At 68.2% G+C, this 15346-nt stretch carries 13 protein-coding genes and 1 pseudogene; 11 read left to right on the top strand and 3 right to left on the bottom strand.

Annotated elements, in window-relative coordinates:
- Positions 1-1379 (bottom strand): polyprenol phosphomannose-dependent alpha 1,6 mannosyltransferase MptB (mptB, locus tag GKO32_RS05715; protein WP_312867531.1); only part of this gene is annotated, 1379 nt, incomplete at its 3' end.
- A gap of 163 nt (positions 1380-1542) precedes the next feature.
- On the opposite strand from mptB, the gene GKO32_RS05710 reads away from it, so the two are divergent.
- From GKO32_RS05710 to GKO32_RS05680, 7 genes are read left to right on the top strand one after another with little or no spacing between them, the layout of a single operon-like run.
- Complete coding sequence (locus tag GKO32_RS05710) at positions 1543-2247, top strand: helix-turn-helix transcriptional regulator (protein WP_312867530.1); 705 nt, start codon at positions 1543-1545, stop codon at positions 2245-2247.
- Positions 2244-3689 (top strand): Fe-S cluster assembly protein SufB, encoded by a 1446-nt coding sequence (gene sufB, locus GKO32_RS05705; RefSeq protein WP_154755691.1) that lies wholly within the window; start codon positions 2244-2246, stop codon positions 3687-3689. The genes GKO32_RS05710 and sufB overlap by 4 nt, the downstream gene beginning before the upstream one ends.
- A 1-nt stretch (position 3690) precedes the next feature.
- A complete protein-coding gene (gene sufD, locus GKO32_RS05700) occupies positions 3691-4857 on the top strand; it encodes a Fe-S cluster assembly protein SufD (protein ID WP_154755690.1) in 1167 nt (388 codons plus the stop codon).
- A gap of 55 nt (positions 4858-4912) precedes the next feature.
- Positions 4913-5683, top strand: a complete 771-nt coding sequence (gene sufC, locus GKO32_RS05695) for a Fe-S cluster assembly ATPase SufC (RefSeq protein WP_154755689.1) — start codon at positions 4913-4915, stop codon at positions 5681-5683.
- A 38-nt stretch (positions 5684-5721) separates the two neighbouring features.
- Positions 5722-7014 (top strand): cysteine desulfurase, encoded by a 1293-nt coding sequence (locus GKO32_RS05690; protein WP_312867529.1) that lies wholly within the window; start codon positions 5722-5724, stop codon positions 7012-7014.
- A complete protein-coding gene (gene sufU / locus GKO32_RS05685) occupies positions 7011-7454 on the top strand; it encodes a Fe-S cluster assembly sulfur transfer protein SufU (RefSeq protein ID WP_312867528.1) in 444 nt (147 codons plus the stop codon). The genes GKO32_RS05690 and sufU overlap by 4 nt, the downstream gene beginning before the upstream one ends.
- The gene (locus GKO32_RS05680) at positions 7451-7837 is read left to right on the top strand and encodes a metal-sulfur cluster assembly factor (RefSeq protein ID WP_154755687.1); all 387 of its coding nucleotides are present in this window, start codon (positions 7451-7453) and stop codon (positions 7835-7837) included. Before sufU ends, GKO32_RS05680 begins: the two co-directional genes overlap by 4 nt.
- A gap of 565 nt (positions 7838-8402) precedes the next feature.
- On the opposite strand, the gene GKO32_RS05675 is transcribed toward GKO32_RS05680, so the two are convergent.
- Positions 8403-10115: a GGDEF domain-containing protein gene (locus GKO32_RS05675; RefSeq protein ID WP_312867527.1), complete on the bottom strand. Its 1713-nt coding sequence runs from the start codon at positions 10113-10115 to the stop codon at positions 8403-8405.
- Between the two features lie 191 nt (positions 10116-10306).
- On the opposite strand from GKO32_RS05675, the gene GKO32_RS05670 reads away from it, so the two are divergent.
- The 4 genes and pseudogenes from GKO32_RS05670 to GKO32_RS05660 all read left to right on the top strand — a co-directional run bounded on the left by GKO32_RS05670 (position 10307) and on the right by GKO32_RS05660 (position 14052).
- Positions 10307-11866 (top strand): deoxyguanosinetriphosphate triphosphohydrolase family protein, encoded by a 1560-nt coding sequence (locus GKO32_RS05670; protein ID WP_312867526.1) that lies wholly within the window; start codon positions 10307-10309, stop codon positions 11864-11866.
- Between the two features lie 159 nt (positions 11867-12025).
- Positions 12026-12574 (top strand): annotated as a pseudogene (locus GKO32_RS40435) (ATP-binding cassette domain-containing protein); the annotation flags it as partial.
- Positions 12575-12652: 78 nt separating this feature from the next.
- A complete protein-coding gene (locus tag GKO32_RS40430) occupies positions 12653-13624 on the top strand; it encodes an ABC-F family ATP-binding cassette domain-containing protein (RefSeq protein WP_376765929.1) in 972 nt (323 codons plus the stop codon).
- A gap of 218 nt (positions 13625-13842) precedes the next feature.
- Positions 13843-14052 (top strand): helix-turn-helix domain-containing protein, encoded by a 210-nt coding sequence (locus GKO32_RS05660; protein WP_005437638.1) that lies wholly within the window; start codon positions 13843-13845, stop codon positions 14050-14052.
- Here the strand turns inward: GKO32_RS05660 and GKO32_RS05655 are convergent.
- Complete coding sequence (locus tag GKO32_RS05655) at positions 14030-15328, bottom strand: DUF2029 domain-containing protein (RefSeq protein WP_154755685.1); 1299 nt, start codon at positions 15326-15328, stop codon at positions 14030-14032. The genes GKO32_RS05660 and GKO32_RS05655 overlap by 23 nt on opposite strands.
- Between the last annotated feature and the right edge of the window lie 18 nt (positions 15329-15346).

Below are 15346 nucleotides of genomic sequence, written 5' to 3'. Positions count from 1 at the left end.
GCCCACAGCAGGTACCACGGTTGCAGCGAGATCATCAGCAGCGAGGTCACCCCGAGCGACACCCCGAGCCCGATCATCGGCCGGTAGCGCCAGCGGAAACAGTCCCACAGGAACTTGATGGTGATCAGGCCGCTGATGGCGTACCCGACCGTGCCCAGGATCGCCACCAGTGAACCGGTGTGGTTCCCCAGCCCCAGCACGAGCCCGAGCACCCCGCCCAGCTGCGCCAGCTCCGTCACCGGCGAAGTCCAGCTCCACACCGTGCCCGCGGTGCCGAAGAACGCGCCCAACCAGCCGAAACCGAGCCCCGTGCCCAGGCACACCGCGACCGTCACGACGGCACCGACCGCCGTCATCAGCAACGCCGCGCGCACCAGGTCGATGATCCGGCCGTGCCAGCGTCTGGCGATCATCACCCCGAAGAAACCCAGCGCCCACAACGCGTTGAACTTCACCATTGCGCCGAGCGTGATCACCGCGGCGCCCAGCACGATGAACGGCAGCTCACCCCGCGCCAGCGGCGGGGCGGTGTCACCGGCGACCCGGACCGGCAGCCGCCGTACTCCCAGCTCCAGGCCGGCCATCATCAGCCCGATGCCGAGCGCGTCGTTGTGCGCGCCCGCGACGAGATGGAACAGCACGAGCGGGTTCGCCGCGCCGAGCCACAGCGCGGTCGCGGGCTCCACCCCGAACCGCCGCGCCAGCCGCGGCAGCGCCCAGATGATCAGCGCCACCCCGATCAGCGCCAGCGCCCGCTGCAACAGCACCCCGGCCACCACGTTCTCGCCGACCAGCCCCGCGATCCAGCTGCCCAGCTTGAGGAACAACGGCCCGTACGGCGCCGGGGTGTCCCGCCAGATATTGGGTACGCCGCTGGTCAGGGCGTCGCCGACGCCGAGTGCCTGTGCGGGGCCCAGTGCGTACGGGTCCATCCCACGGTGCACGATCTCGCTCTGCGCCAGGTAGCTGTAGACGTCGCGGGAGAACATCGGCGGCACGAACATCAGCGGCGTCAGCCACATCACGAGTGTGCGGGTGATCTGCGCGCGGGTCAGCAGCCGCTGCCGGCCTGGCCGGGCGAACCGGCCGAGCATCAGCCAGCCGACGATGAGCATGCCCATCCCGGTGAAGGCGATGGCGAGCGACACGGTCGGGATGCGCGGGAAAAGCCGCAGCACCGGCAGATCCTGGACCGGGTTGAGCACCGGCGCGGCCCCCGCGCCCAGCGACCCGACCGCGAGGAACAGGGCGCCGATCGTGCCGAACCGGCGGATCACGTCGAGCGCCCGCAGCTCCTGCTTCTCCAGCGGCTCGGTCTCCGGTGGCCGTACCGGCGACGCGGCAGACCGCTGCTCGGTGTCCGGCTCGCCAACTACCACAGTGTGAGCCTAGCGAGGGAGGAAAACACGGCTGTGAAGACCGCTCACGGTGACACGAGTCACTGCGTGATGATCGGTCTTTGCCTCCCGCCGCGAAATACGACACACTTATGTTGTGAAAAACAGCGACGCACCCCGGGGGCACACCGCTCCGGGTGGCGTTGTGCCCACACAGGCGCTGACAGTCCTTTCCCCGGAGGGTCGGACCAGGCACGAACTGGCCCGGCTGCTGCTGGAGGAAGGCCCGGTCACCGCGGTCGTGATCGCGGACCGGCTGGGGATCAGCCCGACGGCGGTACGGCGTCACCTCGACGCCATGCTGGCCGACGGCGAGGCCGAAACCAGGGACGCGCCCCGGCGCGGCCCGCGTGGGCGCGGCCGCCCGGCCAAGTTCTTCCTGCTCACCGAGGCAGGGCGGGCGCGGTTCGGGCACGCCTACGACGACCTGGCGGTGTCCGCGATCAGGTTCCTCGCCGAGCACGCGGGTGAGGAGGCGGTCCGTGCCTTCGCCGAGCGCCGGGTCGCCTCACTGGTCGGGCCGCATGAGGCCGCGGTCACCGAGCCGGGCGAGCCCGCCCGGCGTGCCGAGGCTCTCGCCGCGGCGCTGACCAGGGAGGGTTACGCTGCGTCGACCCGTCAGGTCGGCAGCGGTGAACAGCTGTGCCAGCACCACTGCCCGGTCGCCCATGTCGCAGCTGAGTTCCCGCAGCTGTGCGAGGCGGAGACCGAGGCGTTCGCCAAGCTGCTCGGGACTCACGTGCAGCGCCTGGCGACCATCGCACGCGGTGACTCCGCGTGCACCACACACGTCCCCGCGGAAAGCCCGCCGGGACAACGAGCACGAACTCCGGATGGAGGAAGCGCATGACTGCCGCTGCCGAGCAGCGCGATCCCGCCACGCCCTTGACCCAGGAAGAGGCCATCGATTCGCTGGGCAAGTACGCCTTCGGCTGGGCCGATTCCGACGTCGCGGGCGCGAGCGCGCGACGCGGGCTGAACGAGGACGTCGTCACCGACATCTCCGCGAAGAAGTCCGAGCCGGAATGGATGCGCGACGCGCGACTGAAGGCGCTGAAGCTCTTCGAGCGCAAGCCGATGCCGAACTGGGGCGCGGATCTGTCGGGCATCGACTTCGACAACATCAAGTACTTCGTCCGCTCCACCGAGAAGCAGGCCGAGAGCTGGGACGACCTGCCCGACGACATCAAGACCACCTACGACAAGCTCGGCATCCCGGAGGCGGAGAAGCAGCGCCTCATCGCCGGTGTCGCGGCGCAGTACGAGTCCGAGGTCGTCTACCACAAGATCCGTGAGGACCTCGAGTCGCAGGGCGTGCTCTTCCTGGACACCGACACCGCGCTGCGCGAGCACCCGGAGATCTTCCGTGAGCACTTCGGCTCGGTGATTCCGGCCGGGGACAACAAGTTCTCCGCGCTGAACACGGCGGTGTGGTCCGGTGGTTCGTTCATCTACGTGCCGCCGGGTGTGCACGTGGACATCCCGCTGCAGGCCTACTTCCGGATCAACACCGAGAACATGGGCCAGTTCGAGCGGACGCTGATCATCGTCGACGAAGGTGCCTACGTGCACTACGTCGAGGGCTGCACCGCGCCGATCTACAAGTCGGACTCGCTGCACTCGGCGGTCGTGGAGATCATCGTGAAGAAGGGCGGCCGTTGCCGCTACACGACGATCCAGAACTGGTCGAACAACGTCTACAACCTGGTCACCAAGCGCGCCAAGTGCGAAGAGGGCGCGACGATGGAGTGGATCGACGGCAACATCGGCTCCAAGGTGACGATGAAGTACCCGTCGGTCTTCCTGATGGGCGAGCATGCCAAGGGCGAGGTGCTCTCGGTCGCGTTCGCGGGTGAGGGCCAGCACCAGGACGCCGGCGCGAAGATGGAGCACCTGGCGCCGCACACGTCCTCGACGATCGTGTCGAAGTCGGTGGCCCGCGGCGGCGGCCGCACCTCCTACCGCGGTCTGGTCAAGGTCGCCAAGCGGGCGCACCACTCGCGTTCGACGGTGAAGTGCGACGCGCTGCTGGTGGACAACATCTCCCGCTCGGACACCTACCCCTACGTCGACATCCGCAACGACGACGTGTCCATGGGGCACGAGGCGACGGTGTCGAAGGTGAGCGAGGACCAGCTGTTCTACCTGATGTCCCGCGGCCTGACCGAGGACGAGGCGATGGCGATGGTGGTCCGCGGGTTCGTCGAACCCATCGCGCGGGAGCTGCCGATGGAGTACGCGCTCGAGCTCAACCGCCTGATCGAACTGCAGATGGAAGGAGCCGTCGGCTGATATGGCGGTGGCAGGGAACAACGTCTCCGAGGCCGTAGAAGTCACCGTCCCGGCGACTTCGCGCGCGGAGCGCTTCACGGGGTACGACGTCGGGGCCTTCGAGGTCCCGGGCGGCCGCGAGGAGAACTGGCGGTTCACCCCGATGAAGCGGCTGCGCGGCCTGCACGACGGCTCCGCGGTCGCCGATGGCGAGGTCAAGGTGGACGCCGACGCCGCACCGGAGGTGCGTGTCGAAACCGTCGGCCGTGACGACGCCCGCCTCGGCGAGGCGGGGGAGCCGAGTGACCGGATCGCCGCCCAGGCGTACTCGTCGTTCACGTCGGCGACCGTGCTGACCGTGCCGAAGGAGACCCGCGCGTCGAAGCCGACGGTGCTGCGGCTGACGGGTCCCGGCGAGGGCAACGTCGCGTACGGGCACGTCCAGGTGCGCGCGGAGGCCTATGCCGAGGGCGCGATCGTGCTCGATCACGTCGGCTCCGGTACCTACGCCGACAACATCGAGTTCGTGATCGGTGACGGCGCGAAGCTGACCGTCGTCAGTGTGCAGGATTGGGCCGACGACGCGGTCCACGTGTCCGAGCAGCACCTGAAACTCGGCAAGGACGCGGCGCTCAAGCACATCGTGGTCACCCTCGGCGGTGACCTGGTGCGCATCTCGCCGACCGCGACCTTCGCCGACTCCGGCGGTGATGTCGAGATGCTGGGGCTGTACTTCGCCGACGCGGGGCAGCACCAGGAGCACCGGCTGTTCGTCGACCACGCCGAGACGAACTGCAAGTCGCGCGTGATGTACAAGGGCGCGCTGCAGGGGGACGGCGCCCATGCCGTGTGGATCGGCGACGTGCTGATCCGCGCCGACGCCGAGGGCACCGACACGTACGAGCTGAACCGGAACCTGGTGCTCACCGAAGGCGCGCGCGCGGACTCGGTGCCGAACCTGGAGATCGAGACCGGCGAGATCACGGGCGCGGGGCATGCGAGCGCGACGGGAAGATTCGACGACGAGCAGTTGTTCTACTTGCAGTCGCGCGGAATCGAAGAGGAATCGGCGCGGCGGCTGGTGGTTCGCGGGTTCTTCCACGAGATCCTGATGAAGATCGACATCCCCGAGGTGCGCGAGCGCCTGCAGGAAGCGATCGAAACGGAACTGGAAGCCGTCGGCGGCTGAGCCCGCCAGTGTCGCAGCAGCTGACCTTCCCACCACGAAAGACGAAAGAAACCTCATGGCCACACTGGAAATCAAGGATCTGTACGCCGGCGTCACGACCGACGAGGGCGCCAAACAGATCCTCAAGGGCGTCAACCTGACGATCCGCTCCGGCGAGACCCACGCGATCATGGGCCCCAACGGTTCGGGCAAGTCGACGCTGTCGTACGCGATCGCCGGGCACCCGAAATACGAGGTGACCTCCGGCGAGGTGCTGCTGGACGGCGAAAGCGTGCTCGACATGACCGTCGATGAACGGGCTCGTGCCGGTTTGTTCCTGGCGATGCAGTACCCGGTCGAGGTGCCGGGCGTGTCGATGTCGAACTTCCTGCGCACCGCGGCGACGGCCGTGCGTGGCGAGGCGCCGAAGGTGCGCCACTGGGTCAAGGAAGTCAAGGACGAGATGACCAAGCTGGAGATCTCGCCGGAGTTCGCCGAGCGCAGTGTCAACGAGGGCTTTTCCGGCGGTGAAAAAAAGCGTCACGAAATTCTTCAGCTGGCCCTGTTGAAGCCGAAGATCGCCATTCTCGACGAAACGGATTCAGGGCTTGACGTCGACGCCCTGCGGATCGTGTCCGAAGGTGTGAACGACTACAAGGCCGGCAACGAGGTGGGGGTCATGCTGATCACCCACTACACCCGGATTTTGCGCCACATCACACCGGATTTCGTGCACGTCTTCGCCGATGGCCGGATTGTGGAGTCGGGCGGCAAGGAACTGGCCGAGGAGCTCGAAGAAAACGGCTACGTGAAGTACGTCGGCAAGCACGAGCCTGCTTCCGTCTGAGCCCTTCGGAACCGAAACCAGGAAAGGAGTTGGCGCGCGTGACCACCACCACAACGGCCAACACGCCTTTGGACGTCGCCGCGGTGCGCGCCGACTTCCCCATTCTCTCGCGCACCGTCCGGGACGGGAAACCGTTGGTGTACCTCGATTCCGGCGCGACCTCGCAACGGCCGGCGCAGGTGCTCGACGCGGAACGGAAGTTCCTGGAGACCTCGAACGCGGCTGTGCACCGCGGCGCGCACCAGCTCGCCGAGGAGGCCACGGACGCCTACGAGTACGCCCGGGCGCGGACGGCCGAGTTCGTCGGCGCCGACCCGGGAGAGCTGGTGTTCACCAAGAACGCCACCGAGGGCATCAACCTCGTCGCGTACGCGATGAGCAACGCGGCCACGGAACCGGACCCGGCGGCGAAGCGATTTGTCGTCGGCCCCGGTGACGAGATCGTCATCACCGCGATGGAGCATCACGCCAATCTCGTGCCGTGGCAGCAGTTGTGCCAGCGCACCGGGGCGACACTGCGCTGGTTCGACCTCACCGGCGACTTCCGGCTCGATCTGTCCGATCTGGACGAACTGGTGAACGAGCGCACCAAGGTGGTCGCGTTCGTGCACCAGTCGAACGTGCTGGGCACGATCAACCCGGTCGAGCCGATCGTGCGGCGGGCGAAGGAAGTCGGCGCGCTGACCGTACTCGACGCGTGCCAGTCGGTGCCGCATTTCCCGGTGAACTTCCATGCGCTGGGTGTGGATTTCGCGGTGTTCTCCGGACACAAGATGCTCGCCCCGTCCGGCATCGGTGTCCTTTATGGACGCCGTGAGCTGCTCGAGGCGATGCCGCCGTTCCTGACTGGCGGGTCGATGATCGAGCTGGTCACCTTGGAGCGCACCACCTTCGCGCCACCGCCGCAGAAGTTCGAGGCCGGGGTGCCGATGACGTCGCAAGCCGTCGGGCTCGGTGCCGCGGTGGACTACCTGACCGCGATCGGCATGGACCGCGTCGCGCAGCACGAGCACGTGCTCGCCGAGGCGGCGATTGCCCGGCTGTCGGAGATCGAGGGTGTGCGGCTGATCGGTCCGGCGGACACGAAGGACCGCGGCGCGACGATCGCGTTCGTGCTCGACGAGATCCATGCTCACGACGCCGGGCAGGTCCTCGACAGCCAGGGCGTCGCGGTCCGCGTCGGGCACCACTGCGCGTGGCCGCTGCACCGGCTGTGTCAGGTGCAGGCCACCGTGCGCGCCACGTTCTACCTGTACAACACTCTGTCCGAAGTGGACGCTCTGGTGGCCGGAGTGCGTGAGGCGCAACGGTTTTTCGGGGTGGGCCGGTGAATCTCGAGAGCATGTACCAGGACATCATCCTGGACCACTACAAGAACCCGCACGGCCGTGGCCTGCGGGAGCCGTTCGACGCCGAGTCGTTCCAGATCAACCCCACCTGCGGGGACGAGGTGACGCTGCGGGTGAAGCTCGACGGCGAGACCGTCGCGGACGTGTCGTACGAGGGGCAGGGCTGCTCGATCAGCCAGGCCTCGGCGTCGGTGCTGACGGACCTGGTCGTCGGGAAACCCGTGGGCGAAGCGCTCAAGGTGATGGACACGTTCGTCGAACTGATGCAGGCGCGCGGTCAGATCGAACCGGACGAGGACGTGCTGGAGGACGCGGTCGCGTTCGCCGGTGTCGCGAAGTACCCGGCGCGGGTCAAGTGTGCTTTGCTGGGGTGGATGGCTTTCAAGGACGCGCTGGTCAAGGTTGAGGGAGCGAAAGCATGACCGAGGAAACGCGCGAAGGCCGGACAGCCGCGGACCTGCCCGAGCAGACGCAACCGGCGGCGGATGTCGCGACGATCGAGGAAATCGAGGAGGCCATGCGTGACGTGGTCGACCCGGAGCTCGGCATCAACGTGGTCGATCTCGGGCTGGTCTACGACATCCGCGTGGAACCGGACAACACCGCGACGCTGGACATGACGCTCACGTCGGCGGCCTGCCCGCTGACGGACGTGATCGAGGACCAGACGGCGTCGGTGCTCGTCGGAAGTGCCAGTGTGGTCAAGGACTTCCGGATCAACTGGGTGTGGATGCCGCCGTGGGGCCCGGAGAAGATCACCGAAGACGGTCGCGAGCAGCTTCGCGCTCTCGGCTTCACCGTCTGACACACGAAACCCCTCTCTCGCTTGGCGGGGGAGGGGTTTTTCGTCGCGCCAAGTGTATAACGGTCTATACGTCGCCGAGACTGGGCCAACGGCTTCGCCACCGAGGTGCCGCGCGAGTGGCGTACTAAACCAACCGAGACGTCGGAACCCGAGAATCAATCGATCGAACCGCGGTCGACCACCCATTGTGTTGACTGCCCGGTCGTTTCCGCGATCAACTCGAAGTCGCGGTCGTAGTGCAGCACTGTCGAAGTCCCGTTGTTCGGTCTCGATGAGCTCGAAGAGTCTCGCGGCACGATGGATGTCATCCCACTCCTGGGCGTTCCGCGCTGAAAATCCGAGCTCCAAGTCGGAGATCGCGCAGCGGGCGAGTTCCCGTGGCTCCAGCCGCAGAGAAACGACCTCGCGAACTTCCTTGCGCGCGAGGCGGGTCAGCACACTGCGGCGTTGACGGTGTCCTTGATCGTGCTGGTGCCCAGCTTGGAGCGCGCGGCCTCCAGGCCTCTCGTCGTCGACGTCGATCAGGCGTTTCATGCCGACGAGTACAGATGGGAGCGGGTATGTATCAGGCGCTCTGGTGTAGCGGCTGCGATGCGTGACGCTGCTCGGGCATGGCGCGGCGGCCACGGAGGATTTCGACGTGATCGGTGTCCGGGCGGCCCAGTACCCAGCTCGAACCCGGCACCGCCTTCGCGCGCTTCTTCAGCGGGGCCAGGCGCCGCGAGGCCTCGCGGTAGGACGAGATGGTCGACGTCGCGCACACCAGCGTCGCCAGCGACACCGTGACCGGCATGCCGTCGGCCGACCATGGGGTGTCCAGCAGCGCGGCGGCGATGGTGCCGATCTCGTCGACGTCGCAGGCGATGAGGAAATCGTCGCCGCCGACGTGGCTCACCGTCGTCTTCCGCAGCCGGGTCGCCAGATCGGTCAGCGTCCGGCCCAGTGCCCGGATGAGATCGTCGCCCGCCGCGAACCCGGCGTTGTCGTTGACCAGCTTGAACGAATCGACATCCAGCCAGGCCGTCACGAACGGCTCTCGGGCGGCGATCCGGCGGTCGATGTCGCGGGCCACCGACTCGGTGCCGGGCAGCCGGGTCAGCGGGTTGAGCGCGGCAGCCTCTTCGACCTTCGCCTCCGCCACCCCGCGCACGATCTCGGTCACCAGCACCACACCGATGCATCGCCCGCGTTCGTCGACCACCACGACATCGTCGCCGCTGCGGCCCCAGTCGGCGTCGGTGACCAGTTCCAGCAACTCCAGCGCGCCGGCGTCCGCGTCGATGACGTGCGGGGTATCCGCGAGCCGTGCGGCCGGGCGCCTGGCGTGCAATGCGTGCCCGTAGGGACCGGTGACCGCCACCAGGAACCGGCTCCGGTCGATCGACCACTGTGGACGGTCGTACTCGTCGACGCCGACGATGCCGGTCGGCTCGTCACCGGAGGCGAGCGCGGTGCGCACATCGTCACAGGTCGCCGTGTCGGGCAGGGTGCTCGCCGGGCGCAGGAAGTCCCGGACCCGCGGTGCTTCCCGGCGGCCCGGCGTCATCCGGTCACCAGGCTCGGGGGTCGCCGGGGTGAGCAGCTGCGACCAGTTGATCCCGTCGGCGGCCGGGGCGAACAGGTTGCCCTGGGCGATCCGGATCCCCAGCGTGCGGGCGGCGGTCAGCTGCGCCTCGGTCTCGATCCCAGTCGCGACGAGCCGGGCATTCGTGCGCGCCGTGTAGTGCAGCAGTGACTCCACGACGGCGACGGAAGCCGCGTCGTCGGGCAGCCCGCGCAGCACGGTGCGGTCGAGCTTGAGCACATCGGCGGGGGCCGCGGCCAGCAGCGCGAACGGCAGGTCGGCGCGGCCGAGACCGTCGAGTGCGAGCCGGAAACCCAGCTCACTGAGCCGGTGCAGGCCGGTCAGCAGTTGCTCCGGCCAGACCTGCGCGAACGGCGGGCCGATCTCCAGCACCACTTCGCGCGGGCGGCGGCGCACTTCCAGCAGCGCGTCGAGCAGCGGGCCGAACGCACCTTCCGGCGCGGCCGCGGTCGGCGCCGTGAGGTTCAGGTGCAGCGGCAGCAACGTCTCCTGGTCCGCCTCGGCCCGCACCGCGTCGGCCGCCAGCCCGATGTCGACCTCGGCGAGCCGGCGCTCGCGGTGGGCGCGGTCGAGCAGTTCGTGCACCGAGCACTGATCAGGACGGGCGAGTGCTTCGAGCGCGACGATGCCGCCGGTGTGCAGGCTGTACAACGGCTGGAAAGCGAACCGGACGGCATTCTCGGCTGCGCGCACGAAACCGATAATCGCCGGTCAGGGCGCCTTTCTCCAGAGTCGTCGACTGATGTTCACCCTGGCGTCGCCAGAGTTACCCGCAACGCTCGTGGCGGACGCCCCGTTCCCAGCATGCGGGACGGACTACCTTGCGCCGACCGCTCCCCTCCACCACCCTCAACGGAGACGCTGCGCGTCGCTAGATTGGATAGGTGGATCGCGATCTCCGGACCCAGCGGCGGGACGACGCGGCGGAATCGGCGTGGCCGGACCTGGCGGATGGCAACCCCTTCCGCGCCGACCGGGACCGGATCGTGGCTTCCCCGTTCTTCGCCCGCCTCGGCGGGGTCACCCAGGTCGTCAGCGCCGCCGGGTCCGGGTTGCTGCACAACCGGCTCACGCACTCCCTCAAGGTCGCCCAGGTCGCGCGCGCGATCAGTGACCGGCTGCTGAGCGCACCCGACGCGGCGGAGCTCATCGGCAAGTTCGGCGGCCTCGACCCGGACGTCGCCGAGGCCGCGGCGCTCGCGCACGATCTGGGGCACCCGCCGTTCGGGCATCTCGGCGAGCAGGTGCTCGACCGGATCGCGCGCCACCGGTTCGGCCTCGCCGACGGGTTCGAGGGCAACGCGCAGACCTTTCGCATCCTGACCACCACCGACGTGCGCGGCCCGTCCGCGATCGGGCTCGATCTGACCGCGGCGGTGCGGGCGGCGGTCCTGAAGTACCCGTGGACCAGGTTGCACCGGCCCGACCCGCATCCGCGGACGATGCCGAACCCGCCGCGCGGCGCCGCCGAACCTCCCGGCGCGCCCGGCACCGGATCGGCCAAGTTCTGTGCCTACAGCAGCGAAATCGACGACATGGTGCAGGCGCGCGAACCCTACGCCGTGGTGCTCGAGCCGTGGCAGCAGACGATCGAGGCCTCCGTGATGGACACCGCGGACGACATCGCCTACGCCATCCACGACATCCAGGATTTCCACCGCATCGGCGTGCTGCAGCACGCGCCGGTCGCCACCGAGCTCGGCCAGTGGCTCGAGCACGCGCTCGAACTGGCCACAATGGACAGTGCCACGCTTGCGGCGCAGACGCGGCGGCCCGGGCGTTCGCTCGAACTGCTGCGCCGCCGGATGCACGTGCGGGACTCGTGGATCGTCGACGACGACGCGTTCGCCGACGCGGTCGCGCGGGTGCGCACCGAGCTCGTCGACGGCCTGCTGGCCGACGGGTTCGACGGCTCGATCGAGGCGGAACAGGCCACCGCCGCGTTCTCCGCGCGCTGGACCACGAGGCTGGTCGGCGGCATGGTCGTGCTGGAGTCGCCCAGCACCCGCTCCGGGCATGTCACGCTCCGTGCGGCGCAGTGGCACGAAGTGGCCGTGCTCAAGTTCGTGCACCGCCGGTTCGTCCTGCTGCGCCCGGAACTCGCACTGCACCAGCGTGGCCAGGCGAGCCTGATCACCACGCTCGTGGACGCGCTCGACGCGTGGGTAGGCGACCGTGACGAGGAGTCACGGCTGCCGCGCCGGCTGCACGACCTCGTCGAGCTGGCGCACACGGAGTTCAGCGAGCTGGCGGCCACCGCACCGGAACTGCTGGTGGGCGCGACCGGCGAACGCGTCGAAGGGCAGGACGCGGTGCAGGGCCTCGCCCGTGGGCGTGCGGTGATCGACTTCGTGTCCTCGCTCACCGACCGGCAGGCGGCCTCGTTGCTCGACGCGCTGTCGGGCCGCTCGTCGCAGCCGTGGTCGGACTCGTTCGTCCTGTGAGCAAGTCGGAGAAAACGGCGGGCGTTTGATCGCTACACTGGACGCATGGGGTTCCGGGAGATTCTCAGGGAGTAGCGCCGCGCGCCGCATTCCGCCTGCCCTCGTCCGCCCCCGTTCCCGGGAGTTTCCTTGATCACGGCCACTGGCCTCGAGCTGCGCGCCGGTTCGCGCATCCTGCTCGCCGGCACCACACTGCGCATCCAGCCCGGCGACCGGATCGGCCTCGTCGGCCGTAACGGCGCCGGCAAGACGACCACACTGAAAGTGCTGGCCGGGGAAGGCCAGCCCTACGGCGGCGACGTCCGGCACGGCAGCGAAATCGGTTACCTGCCACAGGATCCGCGCGAAGGTGACCTTTCCGTCACCGCCAAGGACCGGGTGCTGTCCGCGCGCGGCCTCGACACTTTGTTGCGGGACATGGAAAAGGCGCAGACCGCCATGTCCGAATTGGTCGATGACGACGCGCGGGACAAGGCGATCCGCAAGTACGGCAGGCTCGAAGAACGCTTCGCCGCGCTGGGCGGGTACGCCGCGGAGAGCGATGCCGCCCGGATCTGCGCGAATCTCGGCCTGGCCGAACGGGTTCTCGCCCAGCCACTGAGCACTTTGTCCGGTGGGCAACGGCGCCGTGTGGAACTGGCGCGCATCCTGTTCGCCGCGTCCGATGTGGGCGCCTCCGGCCGGTCGGACACGATCCTGCTGCTGGACGAGCCGACGAACCACCTCGACGCGGACTCGATCAACTGGCTGCGTGGTTTTCTCAAATCCCACGAGGGTGGGCTCGTCGTGATCAGTCACGATGTCGAGCTGCTCGACGAAGTGGTGAACAAGGTGTGGTTCCTCGACGCGACGCGCGGCGAACTCGACCACTACAACATGAACTGGAAGCGTTACCTCGACGCGCGTGCCACCGATGAAAAGCGCCGCCGCCGGGAACGCGCGAACGCCGAGAAAAAGGCGTCGGCTCTGCAACAGCAGGCGGCGAAGCTCGGTGCGAAGGCGACCAAGGCGGTCGCGGCGAAGAACATGGCGCGTCGCGCGGAGCAGATGCTGGCCAATCTGGACGAAACGCGGCACGCCGACAAGGTCGCGCACATCAAGTTCCCCGCGCCCGCGTCGTGCGGGCGCACCCCGCTCACCGCGTCGGGACTGTCCAAATCGTACGGTTCACTGGAGATCTTCACCGGGGTCGATCTCGCGATCGACCGTGGCTCCAAGGTGGTCGTGCTCGGGCTCAACGGCGCGGGCAAAACGACGCTATTGCGGTTGCTGGGCGGAATGGAACGGCCCGACACCGGAGAAGTGGAGCCGGGACACGGACTGCGCCTGGGTTATTACGCGCAGGAACACGAGACGCTGGATCACGAGGCGAGCGTGTGGGAGAACATCCGCCATCTCGCCCCGGACACCGGCGCACAGGAACTGCGCAACCTGCTCGGCTCGTTCCTGTTCACCGGTGAGCAGCTCGACCAGAGCGCGGGCACCCTTTCCGGCGGTGAGAAGACGCGGCTCGCCCTCGCCGGCCTGGTGTCCAGCGCGGCGAACGTGTTGCTGCTGGACGAACCCACCAACAACCTCGATCCGGCCAGCCGCGAACAGGTGCTGAACGCGTTGCGCAGCTACACCGGCGCGGTCGTGCTCGTCACCCACGACCCGGGTGCGGTCGAGGCACTCGAGCCGGAACGCGTGATTCTGCTGCCCGACGGCACCGAGGATCACTGGTCCGCCGATTACCTGGAACTGGTCCAGCTGGCGTGAGCTCCGGTGGTGACGAGCCGCCAACAAATAAGCTCATCCGGTGAATATGGGGCACAGGGTGTTTAGTTGTCATAGGCAACCACACCGAAATGGCCCAATATCGTCTGCATCCGCGGATTTTTTCGCTTACCGCCTGGCATTCCGCGTCCCGGTGTTCGATCATTGCGAGTGCAGGGCCGCCGACGGCCCCGGACACTGTCGTAGGAAGGCGGAAAGACGTGGCTGACCTCAAGAAGGGCGCGCGGATCACCGGCAACACGCGCGACAAGCTGGCCGCTGACCTGAAGAAGAAATACGAGAAGGGCGCCAGCATTCGCGCCCTCGCGGAGTCGACCGGACGCTCGTACGGTTTTGTACACCGCGTGCTTTCCGAATCGGGTGTGCAGTTGCGCGGCCGCGGCGGCGCTACTCGCGTGAAGAAGAAGTAACAGAACTCCGAAAACTTTCCCGGCCTTCCGCACGGTGGAAACACATCGCCGCGCCCAGAAGCACAAGCGGATACACGAGGTAACCGTAACGTGTGGCCGGAGTCAACAACGTGAACGCACCGAGCCCCACGGCGGTCTGGACCATCGCGGCGGAGCCGGTGACGGGCGGGCGGCGCAGCAACCAGATCATGATCATGATCGCGGCCGCGCCCAGAAGCACGAATGCCAGAATTCTCCCCGCAGGCCCGGTGCTCGCGATGAGGTAACCGGGCAACGGACTGGCGGCGGGTGAGGTCACCACGCCCAGCCCGGCCGGGAACCGGATGACGTGCTCGATGAACGCCGCCGGATTCACCAGCAGCACGGGCACGGTCAGCAGTGCCCCGGCGATGATCAGCGTGCCGAGAAACAGGGCCAGCGCTCTGGCTCCCAGCCGCGCCGTCACCAGCACGGCCAGCACCACCGCCGCCGGTGCGACGATGAGCTTGGCACTGATCACGGCGGCCAGCACGATCGCCGAGGCCACCGGACGATCCCGTACGGCCAGCGCGCCGGAGACCAGCAGCAGTCCGACGATCGCCAGATCCGGTCCGGCGACCGACCAGGTGAGCGTGGTCAGCGGACAGGCCACGGCGAGCTGGATCGCGCGCACGGGCACCCGCGGGTTGCCCATGAGCCGCAACGTGAGCCAGACGCAGACGCACGCGGTGAGCGCGAAAACCAGCCGGGCGTCGGTGAGCACGTCGGCCACCGGGTTGCCGCCGAACAACGCGCGCGGGAGGCCGAACAAGGCCATCACCGGGCCGTAGGGCGTGTAGTCGTTGACCTCCGGCGGGCGGCCGAGCGCGGTGACGTCCACATAGGGCGTTCCGTGGTGCAGCAGCAAGTCCGCGGACCGCTCGATCACCCACACCTCGGGCTGCGCGCTCCACGAGTACGGGGTGATCAGCCAGTCCACTCCGGTCAGTCGCCGCACCACGAGCACCGCGAGCGGCACCAGCATCGCGAACACGACGATCGCGGCCAGGCCGAGGCGTCGCGAATACCAGAGACCGGGCCGGCGCGGCTGCGTCCACAGCCACACCGTGTGCACGGCCGCGAGCCCGTAGCCGATCGCGGCGAACCAGCCCCACATCCGGAACCCGTAGAACTCCGAGACGGCCGCGCTCGCCACCGCATAGGCCAGGCAGCCGAGGTAGAAGAGCAAGTCCAGCCCCAGCGGCGAAACCCGCGGCCGGGTGCGGGTGCGCGGTGAGTCCAGCGCTTCGACACCCATGACCAGCTAGATTACAGG

This window comes from Amycolatopsis pithecellobii (genome assembly GCF_009707865.1).
Taxonomy (GTDB): Bacteria; Actinomycetota; Actinomycetes; order Mycobacteriales; family Pseudonocardiaceae; genus Amycolatopsis_E; species Amycolatopsis_E pithecellobii.
The sequence above is the reverse complement of the archived record's forward strand: the minus strand, read 5'-3'. Positions and strand labels throughout refer to the sequence as shown.